The organism is Stenotrophomonas sp. YJH_SMC_4 (assembly GCF_059371575.1).
The window spans coordinates 125,107-135,681 of record NZ_JCAFUR010000009.1 but is presented as its reverse complement, the minus strand read 5'-3'; the positions used below and the strand labels follow the sequence as shown (position 1 = coordinate 135,681).

Here is a 10,575-nt window from a genome sequence, read left to right as displayed (position 1 = left end):
TGGCAACGTATCGCTTGCTTTAAAACAATTAATAGTTGCTTGATCAAACGTCTGCAAGATGGACAATCATCCTTCCTGCAGGCGCCTTCACAAGATACCTGCGCATACTTTCAAAGATCGAGGGAAGTGGCCTCAGCGCCGCTCCCATGTGCTGCGAAGTTTCCTTCGTAGCGAGCCGCCCATTATGCCAGACTTTTTCAGTCCGTCAACACCTTCGTTCGATCATCTCGTTCGGCGGTGGTGGGCGCCCTGTTGTCGCTGAAGCCCCTTGGTGGCGACCCCTGCGACGGGGGAGGAGAAGTATGTCCCTATTCCCATCGTTTGTGAAGGGGGTGTGGCGATTTTTTTCACCGGATGTTGCATCCGTTCATCCGTCGCGCTGCGGGAGGACCGCCCGAAGAGCAGCCAAGCGTGGGCTTGGCTCTACAAGAGCATAAGGAAGGGCCGGCTGCGCCGGCCCTTCCTTTGTCTCAGGCAGCGACCAGGCGTACGCGGGCGAAGGTGCGCTTGCCGACCTGCAACAGGCCTTCGAAGCCCGGCTGCAGCACCTGCTGGCCGTCTTCGACCACCTCGCCGTCCACCTTGACCGCGCGCTCCTTGAGCTTGCGGTTGGCTTCGGAGTTGCTCGGGGTCAGGCCGGCCGCGGTCAGCAGCGCAGCAATACGCAGGCCTTCGACCGGGATCGCCACGTCCTGCAGCGGCAGCTGGGTGATATCGCCCTGCCCGGTCACCGCCGCTTCCCAGCCGGCGATCGCCTGCTCGGCCGCTGCGGCGTCGTGGAAGCGGGTCGCCAGTTCACGCGCCAGGCGCAGCTTGACCACGCGCGGGTTCAGGCCGCCATTGGCCACCTGCTCGCGCAGCTGCACGGCTTCGGCCTGGCTGATGTCGAAGGACAGCAGCTCGATCCAGCGCCACATCAGGGTGTCGTCCACCTTCATGGTCTTGGTGACGATGTCGATGGCCGGTTCGCTGATGCCAATGTAGTTGCCCAGCGACTTGGACATCTTGTTGACGCCGTCCAGGCCCTCCAGCAGCGGCATGGTCAGCACCACCTGCGGCTTCTGGCCGTGGTGCTCCTGCAGACCACGGCCCATCAGCAGGTTGAACTTCTGGTCGGTACCGCCCAGCTCCACGTCGGCCTCCAGGGCCACGGAGTCGTAGCCCTGCACCAGCGGGTACAGGAACTCATGGATGGCGATGGACTGCTGGGCGGCGTAGCGCTTGGCGAAGTCGTCGCGCTCGAGCATGCGTGCCACGGTGTGCTGGCCGGCCAGGCGGATCATGTCGGCCGCGCCCATCTTGCCGAACCACTCCGAGTTGAAGCGGACTTCGGTACGGCTGCGGTCCAGCACCTTGAACACCTGCTCCTCATAGGTACGGGCGTTGGCCAGCACGTCCTCGCGGCTGAGCGGCTTGCGGGTGAGGCTCTTGCCGGACGGGTCGCCGATCATGCCGGTGAAGTCGCCGATCAGGAAAATGACCTGGTGGCCGAGGTCCTGGAACTGGCGCATCTTGTTCAGCAGCACCGTGTGGCCCAGGTGCAGGTCGGGCGCGGTGGGGTCGAAGCCGGCCTTGATCCGCAGCGGGCGGCCCTCCTGCAGGCGCGCACGCAGATCCTCGAGCTTGAGGATCTCGTCGGCACCACGGCCGATCTGGGCAAGGGCTTCTTCAATCGAGGACACGTGACTACTCCCGGCAACGCCGATTCTTGTGTGGGGTGTTAAAGCAAAGTTAACCCGATTGGCTTCACAAAAGCCAATGGGCACAAGGGTTTGACGCGGTTTTCTCAGGTGTCTATGGTAACCGGCGATCAGGCCCCCGCTCCCGGGCCACCAGGAAAAAACCGCCGATGCACAATTCCGAACAAGGGCGCGCACGCAAGCAGCGCTTCCAGGAACGCCTCCACGTCCTGCACGACAACGCCCTGCATCGGAAGCTCAGGCAACATCTTCCCGCAGCCTTCAACGAGCGCTGGACCCGGCGCCATTGGATGCATGCCAGCCTGTTCGCGACCATCGGCGCCCTGGTGGCGACGATCGTGCCGGGCTTCTCGCACACCATCGACGCCCCCTTTGCCGACAGCCATACCAGCCTGGCACTGCCGTTGCCGCCGCTGGCCATGGCCCGCCAGCAGCAGGTGCCCGGTGACAGCTGGCAGGTGCTGCGCGTGGAACGCGGCCAGACCCTGAGCGATCTGTTCGACAAGGCCGGTATCCCGGCGACCACCCTGCACCGGGTACTGGACCACCCGGGCGCGCGCGAGGCGCTGACCAAGCTTCGCCCGGGCGCCGAGATCGCCTTCGACATGCCGCTGTCCGGCGACCTGCGCAGCATCCGCTTCGACCGCGATGCCGACAACCGGGTGGAGCTGAGCCTGGCCGGTGACGACATCAAGGAGAAGGTGACCAAGCGCGAGACCTCCACGCGCACGGTGGTCACCAGTGGCGAGATCACCAGCTCGCTGTATGCCGCGGCCCGCCGCGCCGGGCTGTCGCCGTCGGCGATTGCGACGATGACCGACGACATCTTCAAGTACGACATCGACTTCTCGAAGGACCTGCAGCCGGGCGACCGCTTCAGCGTGGTGATGGATGAAACCTGGCGCGAAGGCGAGAAGGTGGACACCAGCAAGATTCTGGCGGCGACTTTCACCACCGGTGGCAAGACCTATTCCGGCTTCCGCTTCGACCGCAACGGCAAGTCCGAGTACTACGACATCAACGGCCGTTCGCTGAAGAAGAGCTTCATCCGCATGCCGATCCCGTTCGCGCGGCTGAGCTCGACCTTCGGTGCGCGCAAGCACCCCGTGCTGGGCAAGATGCGCATGCACAAGGGCGTGGACTACGCCGCGCGCACCGGCACCCCGATCATGGCCGCCGGCGATGCCCGCGTGCAGTTCGCCGGCGTGCAGCGCGGTTACGGCAACGTGGTGATCCTCGACCACGGCCGTGGCCACACCACCCTGTATGGGCACATGTCGCGCTTTGCGAACATCAAGACCGGCCAGCGGGTGGCCCAGGGCACGGTGATCGGTTATGTCGGCTCGACCGGCCTGGCCACCGGCCCGCACCTGCACTACGAATTCCGCGTCAACGGCGAGCACCGCAACCCGCTGACCGTGACCATGCCGCCGCCGGAGCCGCTGAAGGGCGCCGAGCTGGTCGCCTTCCGCGCGCAGACCGCGCCGGCGATGGCCCGCATCCAGGGCATGGAGAAGCTGATCTACGCCGATGCCAGCCCGGCACCGACCAGCCGCGACGAGGCCGCCCCCGAGGTGGCCAGCGCCAAGGACAAGAGCAGCACCGGCCGCAAGCGCGGCTGAGCCCCTGCGTTGACGAAGAAGGACGCGGCAGCACAAGCTTGCCGCGTCCTTTTTTTATGCCTGCCATGAATACGACTGCCGACACTGACGCCCCCCTGTACCTTGGCCTGATGTCGGGCACCAGTGCCGACGGCATCGATGCCGCGCTGGTGCAGTTTCCTGCCGGCGGAGGCTGCCGCTTCGTGCACGGCCTGACCGCCCGCTGGGAGCCGGTGCTGCGTGCACGGCTGGTGGCGCTGGGCGAAGGTGGTCCACTGGATTCGCTGGAGGAGCTGGGCGAGCTGGACGCCCGGATCGCGATCAGCTTCGCCGGGGCCGCCAACCAGCTGCTGGCCGAGGCTGGCGTGGACCGCAGCCAGGTGCGCGCGATCGGCTCGCATGGGCAGACCGTGCGTCACCGGCCGCTGGCCGACCCCGCCTTCACCGTGCAGCTGGGCGACGGCAACCGCATCGCCGAGTTGACCGGGATCACCACGGTCTCCGACTTCCGCCGACGCGACGTGGCGGCCGGGGGCCATGGTGCGCCACTGATGCCGGCCTTCCACCTGGCCATGCTGGGCACGACCGACGAAGACCGCGCCGTGCTCAATCTGGGCGGTATCGCCAACCTGACCCTGATTCCGCGCGAAGGTGCGGTACGTGGCTTCGATACCGGCCCGGCCAATGCGCTGATGGATGCCTGGTGCCAGCGCCACACCGGCCGCACCTTTGATGCCGACGGCGCGTACGCCGCCAGCGGCGCGGTGGACGAGGGCCTGCTGGCGGGCTGGCGCTCGGACCCGTGGTTCGCGCTGCCGCCGCCGAAGAGCACCGGCCGTGAGCAGTTCCACCTGGCCTGGGCCGAGGCGCACATGGCCGAGGGCCAGTACGCGGCGGCCGACGTGCAGGCAACCCTGCTGGAGCTGACCGTGGCAACGGTGGCCGACGCGCTGCTGGCGCAGCAGCCGCAGACCCGCCGCCTGCTGGTCTGTGGCGGCGGGGTACGCAACCGACAGCTGATGAAGCGCCTCGCGGCCCGGCTGCCGGACGTGCAGGTGGAATCCAGCGCCGTGCACGGGCTGGACCCGGAGTACGTGGAGGCAATGGGCTTTGCATGGCTGGCGCAGCGGACGATGGACGGGCTGGCCGGCAACCTGCCAAGCGTGACCGGAGCTAAGGGCCCGCGGATCCTGGGTGCGATCCACCTGGCGTGAGGTGGCGCCATCCACGCGTGGCGTGGATCTACCGGGCAGCCGGGCGTGGGCTCGTCTCTACAGCATTGCGGCGCGGCCGCTAATCGAAGCCCTGCCCTGCGGGCAAGGCCTGCAGGGCGGCAATGGCATCGGACAGGGCATCCACTTCCGGATCGCCGAAGCCGGAGCGGACTTCCAGTTCACTGCTGAACAGGCCCTGCTCCAGCAAGGCGGCACAGGTCTGTTCGTGGGTCCAGCCGCGGGCGACCGCGACGCGTTTGATACGTTCCAGCAGCAGCGGGTCCAGGTCCCGCAGCACAACGTCGGCCATGCTCACTTCCCCGTTCGCAAGGCACCGCCCCCTCGGCGCGTCGGGGCGATGATCCCGCAGACCGGGCGGGCAGGCAATCAGGTCGAGCCGGCGGCCTGGCGACGGCGCTGCTGCAGGATCAGCAGGGCGCAGAGGATCACCACCGGGATCGCCACCAGCGCGGTACCGACGAAGAACAGCGCGTAGCCTTCCAGCAGCGTCCGGCCCTGTGCGAGCGTCTGTACCGACCACCCCGAGAGCCCCTTGAGCGCCTTGCCGGGCATCGCGTAGAACGAGCTCAGCAGTGCGTACTGGGTGGCGGTGTATCCAATGCTGGTCAGGCTCGACATGTAGGCGATCAGCGCCGTACCGGCGAAGCCGCTGGCGAAGTTGTCGATTGCCATGGCCACGGCGAAATGGGTTGTGTCCGGGCCGGAATAGGCCAGCCAGGCAAACGCCAGGTTGGAGGCCGGCCCCAGCACAGCGCCTACCATCAGCGCCGCCAGCACCCCCCAGCGGACCGAGACCAGGCCCGCTGCGGCAATACCGACGAAGGTCGCGACCAGCCCGACCGAACCACGCACCGCGCCCACGGTGTCCTCGTCCAGGCCGAGATCGACGTAGAAGGGGTTGGCCATCGGCCCCATGACGAAGTCGGCCATGCGATAGACGCTGATGGCCACCAGGATCAGGATCGCGCCGCTGCGGTGCTCGCGGACGAAGGCGATGAACGGTCCTGCTACGGCGTCGAACAATCCGCGCGGTGTCCACAGCGAGGTCGCCTGCGCCTGCACGGCAGCCACCTCCCTGGCGGGTTCCCTGGCCATGACCACGGCCACCACGCCAAGCGCCATCAGCACGGCCATGATCTCGTACGAGACCTGCCAGCCGACACGGGCCGCGATGATCAGGATCAGCGCATCGGTGACCAGCAATGCAGTGCGGTAGCCCAGTGCCGAGGATGAGGTCAGCAGTCCAAGCTGCTCGCTGTTGTCAGCACTTTCAATGCGCCAGGCATCGATGACGATGTCCTGGGTGGCCGAAGCAAACGCCACGATCACGGCCATCACGCCGAACACGACGATGTGCTGCCAGGCGATACCCAGGAACTGGATCTGGCCCCCCTTGGGCTGGACCAGCGCCATGCCGACCAGGCCCACCACCACAACCAGCTGCGACAGCAGCATCCAGCCACGGCGGCGGCCAAAGCGGCCGAACAGAGGCACGTCGGTCTTGTCGACGATCGGTGCCCACAGGAACTTCATGGTGTAGGCCAGCCCGACCCATGACAGGAAGCCGATCGTACTCAGCTCGATGCCTTCCTTGCGCATCCAGAAGCCGAGCGTGTTGCCCACCAGATAGATCGGCAGGCCGGAACTGAAGCCGAGCAGCAGCATCGCCAGCACCTTGCGCTGGCTCAGGTTGGACAACACCTGCTGCCACGGTCGGCGCGGCTTGGCAGCCTCGGTCACAGGTCGTAGTCCACGGTGAACGGGGCGTGGTCGGAGAAGCGCTCGTCGCGGTAGATCGAGCAGCTTCGCAGGCGGTCACGCAGGCCCGGGGTGATGAACTGGTAGTCGATGCGCCAACCGACGTTGTTGGCACGGGCGGCGCCGCGGTTGCTCCACCAGGTGTAGTCCTCGCCGGTGGGGTTGAGCAGGCGGTAGGCATCGGCCCAGCCGCGGCCGGCGGTGACATCGGTGGCCTGGCCGTGGTCGGCGCAGAGGGCGTTGAGCCAGTCGCGTTCCTCCGGCAGGCAGCCGGAATTCTTCTGGTTGGACTTCCAGTTCTTGATGTCCAGCGCCGAACGCACGATGTTCCAGTCGCCGCACAGCACGTAGTCGCGGCCGCTGCGCGCCCACTCCTCCAGGATCGGCCGCAGCCATTCCATCACTTCGAACTTGAAGCCCTGGCGCAGGTCGCCCGAGCTGCCGGACGGGATATAGAAGGAGACCACGCTGAGGTTGCCGTAGCGTGCCTCGATGTAGCGGCCTTCGTCGTCGAACGGGGCCCAGCCCAGCGACGTGATGACCTGGTCCGGCTCGCGCTTGCTGTAGATCGCCACACCGCTGTAACCCTTCTTGGTAATGGCGTCGCGGTAGAAGCAGTGGTGGCCGTCCGGGCGGAACATCGGGTCGCTCAGCTGGTCTTCCTGGGCCTTGGTTTCCTGGATGCACAGGACATCGGCATCCTGGGCACGGAACCAGTCGAGGAAGCCCTTGGTCGCGGCGGAACGGATGCCATTGGCGTTGAAACTGATGATGCGCATGCGGAAGACCTACGGCGGGAAACCGGGCAAGCATACCGGTTGACTGCAGGGCTGCGCAGTCCGCCGGGTGGGCCCGCCAGCGCCTTCACACGGGGCCGGACGAGCGCGAAACGCCCAGCTGGATTAGGATTTGTGCTCCAAATGAAGATGAATCGAGTTTTGATGAGCGACCACCGCCACCGTTTCCTGCAGTTGGCCCTGACCGCCGACGCCCTTCGCTTCGGCCAGTTCACCCTCAAGTCCGGCCGGCTGAGCCCCTATTTCTTCAACGCCGGGCGCTTCGACTCCGGCTCGCTGCTGTCCCAGCTCGGCGCGTGCTATGCCGATGCCATTGATGCCAGCGGGATCAAGTACGACGTGGTGTTCGGCCCAGCCTACAAGGGCATCCCGCTGGCCACCGCGATGGCCTGCGAGCTGGCCCAGCGCGGCCGCGACCTGCCGCTGTCGTTCAACCGCAAGGAAGCCAAGGACCATGGCGAGGGTGGCCAGCTGATCGGCGCCGACATGCAGGGCAAGCGCGTGCTGATCGTCGACGACGTGATCACCGCGGGTACCGCGATCCGCGAAGCGCTGGGCATCATCCGCGCCGCCGGTGGCACCCCGGCCGGCATCGTGGTGGCGCTGGACCGCCAGGAGATCGCTTCGGAGACCGACCGCCGTTCTGCCGCGCAGTCGGTGGCCGAAGAAGCCGGTATCCCGGTGATCGCCGTGGCATCGCTGGCCGATCTGCTTGATTTCGCCTCCGGCAACCCGGAACTTGTGGGTTACCGGCAGCCGCTGGAAGCCTACCGGGCCCAGTACGGCGTTCGTTCGATCCGCTGACCGACCCAGGGGAAAGGTCATGTCCCGAGTTCCTGCTGTCCTCTTCGCCGGCCTGCTGCTGGTCGTGCCGTTCACCGTACCGGCGCAGTCGCGCGACAGCGGCAAGGCGGAAAAGAAGCTGTACTGCTGGAACGAGGGCAAGGAGCGGATCTGCAGTGATTCGCTGCCGGCCGACGCGGTCAACCATGCCCGCGAGGAATTCAATGCGAGCACGGGCCTGCGCAATGCGCAGGTCCAGCGCGCGTTGACCGACGAGGAGCGTGCCGCTGCCAGCACCGCTGCGCAGCAGCAACAGCTGGACCTGATGGCCGAGCAGACCCGCCAGCGCACCGAGCAGGCCATGTTGTCCACCTACGGCAGCGAGGCCGACCTGCGCCGGGTGTTTGCCGAGCGCCAGGAAGTGCTGGACAACAACCTGAAGACAGCCGAGTACAACGTCACCAGCCTGCGTGAGTCGCTGGTGGCGCTGCTGTCGGCGGCGGGAGACCGCGAGCTGGCCGGCGCCAAGGTGGCCGACAAGCAGGCCGAGGCGATCCGCAAGCGGCATGCGCAGCTGCAGGCGCAGCAGCGCCTGCAGGCCGGGCTGGTGCAGCAGCAGCAGGCGTTGAAGGCCGAGATCGACAGCACCCTGCAGCGCTATCGCGAGCTGAAGGGGCTGGTGCCAGCGGACGCTCCGGCGGGCTGACGGCGCTGCCTCCGCCGGGCATGGCCCGGCGCTACCCCGGGCCTGGTTACGGGTTGGCCCACGGAATTTATGCACTCTTTACGCGTCGGCCCGGTCCAGCGCGTAGTGCGTTTATGGGGGGTAGGACGACGATGGCGGCCTGAGGTGGAGGGGTTCCACCAGGACGCTATTGCAATGTCCCCCTGGCTGTCGTTGTTGTGTGGCGTGCTGGTGCTGGTTGCCGCCGCCTATCTCCTTTATGTCGTGCTGCGGCCCGAGTCGTTCTGAGCGGAGCCGGCCATGACTGAGATGCTTGTGATTATTGCCGCCAGCCTGCTGCTGGCGTGGCCGCTGGGCCTGTACCTGGCGCGCGTGATGCGCGGCACGCCGATGAAGGTCGACGTGCTGTTCCACTGGATCGAGAAGCCGCTGTACAAGGTGCTTGGCGTCGATCCATCGCGCGCCATGTCCTGGCGCGGCTATGTGCTGGCCTTCGTGCTGAGCAACGTGGTGGTCGCGGTGCTGACCCAGGCGGTGTTCATGACCCAGGCCTGGTTGCCGTTGAACCCGGACCAGATCCCGAACATGCGCTGGGACACCGCGCTGCACACGATGATCTCGTTCCTGACCAACACCAACCAGCAGCACTATTCGGGCCAGGCGCAGCTGTCCTACTTCTCGCAGATGACCGGCATCACCGGCCTGCAGGTGGTGACGCCGATGATGGGCCTGGCGCTGGCGGTGGCGACGCTGCGCGCGTTGTTCTCGCGTGCGCCGCAGGCTGCGGCGACCACCAGGGCCGGCGATGACCGCCAGGTGGCGGTGGGCAACTACTACGTGGACGTGGTGCGCCTGTGCGTGCGCTTCCTGCTGCCGCTGTGCCTGGTGTGGACGCTGGTGCTGACCAGTCAGGGCGTGCCGTCGACGATGGCCGGTGGGCCACAGGCCACGCCGATCGATGCCAGCGCTGGCATGGCCGAACAGAAACTGCCGTTGGGACCGGTGTCGGCGATGGTCGCGGCCAAGCAGCTGGGCGCCAACGGCGGCGGCTGGTATGGCCCGAACAGCAGCTTCCCGCTGGAGAACCCGACCCCGCTGTCGAACGCGCTGGAGATCGTCGGCATCCTGCTGGTGCCGATGGCGGTGATCTTCATGATCGGCGCGTTCACCGGCCGGCGCCGCTTCGGCGCCCTGGTGTTCAGCTGCATGCTGGGCATGTCGCTGCTGTCCACCGGCGCGATGATGTGGAGCGAAGGGCATAGCGCCAGCGCCGCCACCCCGCTGCTGATGGAAGGCAAGGAAGTGCGCTTCGGCGCCGATGGCACTGCGCTGTGGGCGGCGGTGACCACCCAGGTCTCCAACGGCTCGGTCAACGGCATGCACGATTCGCTGGCGCCGCTCAGTGGCGGCATCGCGATGGTCAACATGCTGGTCAGCGCGATCTGGGGCGGCATCGGTTGTGGCCTGCAGCAGTTCATCGTGTACCTGCTGCTGGGTGTGTTCCTGGCCGGGTTGATGACCGGGCGCACGCCGGAACTGTTCGGCCGCAAGCTGGAGACGCCACAGGTGCGCCTGCTGGCCCTGCTCGTGCTGCTGCAGCCGATCACCCTGCTGGTGTTCACCGCGATCACCCTGGCCGTGCCCGGCCTGGCGGGCACCTCCAATCCCGGCTTCCATGGCATCAGCCAAGTGTTCTACGAGTATGTCTCGGCCTATGCCAACAACGGTTCGGGCTTCGAAGGGCTGGGAGACGCCACGCTGTGGTGGAACCTGAGCTGCTCGCTGGTGCTGCTGCTGGGCCGCTTCCCGCTGCTGATCATCCCGCTGGTGGTGGCCGCACAGCTGGCTGCCAAGCGCCAGGCGCCGGAGTCTGCCGGCAGCCTGCAGATCGAAACGCCGACCTTCGCCCTGACCCTGGTCTCGGTGATCGTCATCCTGACCGTGCTGCAGTTCATGCCGGCGCTGGTACTCGGCCCGATCGCCGACCACCTGAGCCTGGGACTGCACTGAGGACAC

10 protein-coding genes are annotated in these 10,575 nt (G+C 66.8%); 6 read left to right on the top strand and 4 right to left on the bottom strand.

The annotated features are described in order from the left end of the window. Positions 1 to 470: 470 nt before the first annotated feature. Positions 471 to 1,682 (bottom strand): tyrosine--tRNA ligase, encoded by a 1,212-nt coding sequence (gene tyrS / locus AC5P9F_RS14520; protein WP_005407778.1) that lies wholly within the window; start codon positions 1,680 to 1,682, stop codon positions 471 to 473. Between the two features lie 167 nt (positions 1,683 to 1,849). On the opposite strand from tyrS, the gene AC5P9F_RS14515 reads away from it, so the two are divergent. Together AC5P9F_RS14515 and AC5P9F_RS14510 are read left to right on the top strand one after the other, a co-directional pair. After that, positions 1,850 to 3,322 (top strand): M23 family metallopeptidase, encoded by a 1,473-nt coding sequence (locus AC5P9F_RS14515; protein WP_005407777.1) that lies wholly within the window; start codon positions 1,850 to 1,852, stop codon positions 3,320 to 3,322. A 65-nt stretch (positions 3,323 to 3,387) separates the two neighbouring features. Next, entirely contained in the window at positions 3,388 to 4,515 is a 1,128-nt protein-coding gene (locus tag AC5P9F_RS14510) for an anhydro-N-acetylmuramic acid kinase (protein WP_088436400.1), read from the top strand. A gap of 79 nt (positions 4,516 to 4,594) precedes the next feature. Here AC5P9F_RS14510 and AC5P9F_RS14505 read toward each other — a convergent pair whose 3' ends face one another. The 3 genes from AC5P9F_RS14505 to AC5P9F_RS14495 form a co-directional block, all read right to left on the bottom strand. Beyond that, positions 4,595 to 4,825, bottom strand: a complete 231-nt coding sequence (locus tag AC5P9F_RS14505; RefSeq protein ID WP_005407775.1) for a hypothetical protein — start codon at positions 4,823 to 4,825, stop codon at positions 4,595 to 4,597. Positions 4,826 to 4,902: 77 nt separating this feature from the next. Beyond that, positions 4,903 to 6,276, bottom strand: a complete 1,374-nt coding sequence (locus tag AC5P9F_RS14500; RefSeq protein WP_005412009.1) for an AmpG family muropeptide MFS transporter — start codon at positions 6,274 to 6,276, stop codon at positions 4,903 to 4,905. Then, positions 6,273 to 7,073: an exodeoxyribonuclease III gene (locus AC5P9F_RS14495; protein ID WP_005407773.1), complete on the bottom strand. Its 801-nt coding sequence runs from the start codon at positions 7,071 to 7,073 to the stop codon at positions 6,273 to 6,275. The genes AC5P9F_RS14500 and AC5P9F_RS14495 overlap by 4 nt, the downstream gene beginning before the upstream one ends. A 162-nt stretch (positions 7,074 to 7,235) precedes the next feature. On the opposite strand from AC5P9F_RS14495, the gene pyrE reads away from it, so the two are divergent. The 4 genes from pyrE to kdpA all read left to right on the top strand — a co-directional run bounded on the left by pyrE (position 7,236) and on the right by kdpA (position 10,569). After that, positions 7,236 to 7,895 carry an orotate phosphoribosyltransferase gene (pyrE, locus tag AC5P9F_RS14490; RefSeq protein WP_005407772.1) on the top strand — a complete coding sequence of 220 codons (660 nt, stop codon included), beginning with the start codon at positions 7,236 to 7,238 and terminating at the stop codon, positions 7,893 to 7,895. A gap of 19 nt (positions 7,896 to 7,914) precedes the next feature. Beyond that, on the top strand, positions 7,915 to 8,580 hold the full coding sequence (locus tag AC5P9F_RS14485) for a hypothetical protein (protein WP_005407771.1): 666 nt from the start codon (positions 7,915 to 7,917) through the stop codon (positions 8,578 to 8,580). A gap of 174 nt (positions 8,581 to 8,754) precedes the next feature. Further along, positions 8,755 to 8,847, top strand: coding sequence for a potassium-transporting ATPase subunit F (locus tag AC5P9F_RS14480; protein ID WP_005407770.1), 93 nt, complete (start codon positions 8,755 to 8,757; stop codon positions 8,845 to 8,847). A 12-nt stretch (positions 8,848 to 8,859) separates the two neighbouring features. Next, positions 8,860 to 10,569: a potassium-transporting ATPase subunit KdpA gene (kdpA, locus tag AC5P9F_RS14475; RefSeq protein ID WP_308679705.1), complete on the top strand. Its 1,710-nt coding sequence runs from the start codon at positions 8,860 to 8,862 to the stop codon at positions 10,567 to 10,569. The last annotated feature ends 6 nt before the right edge of the window (positions 10,570 to 10,575 follow it).

Excerpts from the sequence above, each read along its gene's own strand:
- AC5P9F_RS14515 (WP_005407777.1), top strand. The coding sequence starts at position 1,850 with ATGCACAATTCCGAACAAGGGCGCGCACGCAAGCAGCGCTTCCAGGAA.
- AC5P9F_RS14510 (WP_088436400.1), top strand. The coding sequence starts at position 3,388 with ATGAATACGACTGCCGACACTGACGCCCCCCTGTACCTTGGCCTGATG.
- AC5P9F_RS14505 (WP_005407775.1), bottom strand. The coding sequence starts at position 4,825 with ATGGCCGACGTTGTGCTGCGGGACCTGGACCCGCTGCTGCTGGAACGT.
- AC5P9F_RS14495 (WP_005407773.1), bottom strand. The coding sequence starts at position 7,073 with ATGCGCATCATCAGTTTCAACGCCAATGGCATCCGTTCCGCCGCGACC.
- pyrE (WP_005407772.1), top strand. The coding sequence starts at position 7,236 with ATGAGCGACCACCGCCACCGTTTCCTGCAGTTGGCCCTGACCGCCGAC.
- AC5P9F_RS14485 (WP_005407771.1), top strand. The coding sequence starts at position 7,915 with ATGTCCCGAGTTCCTGCTGTCCTCTTCGCCGGCCTGCTGCTGGTCGTG.
- AC5P9F_RS14480 (WP_005407770.1), top strand. The coding sequence starts at position 8,755 with ATGTCCCCCTGGCTGTCGTTGTTGTGTGGCGTGCTGGTGCTGGTTGCC.
- kdpA (WP_308679705.1), top strand. The coding sequence starts at position 8,860 with ATGACTGAGATGCTTGTGATTATTGCCGCCAGCCTGCTGCTGGCGTGG.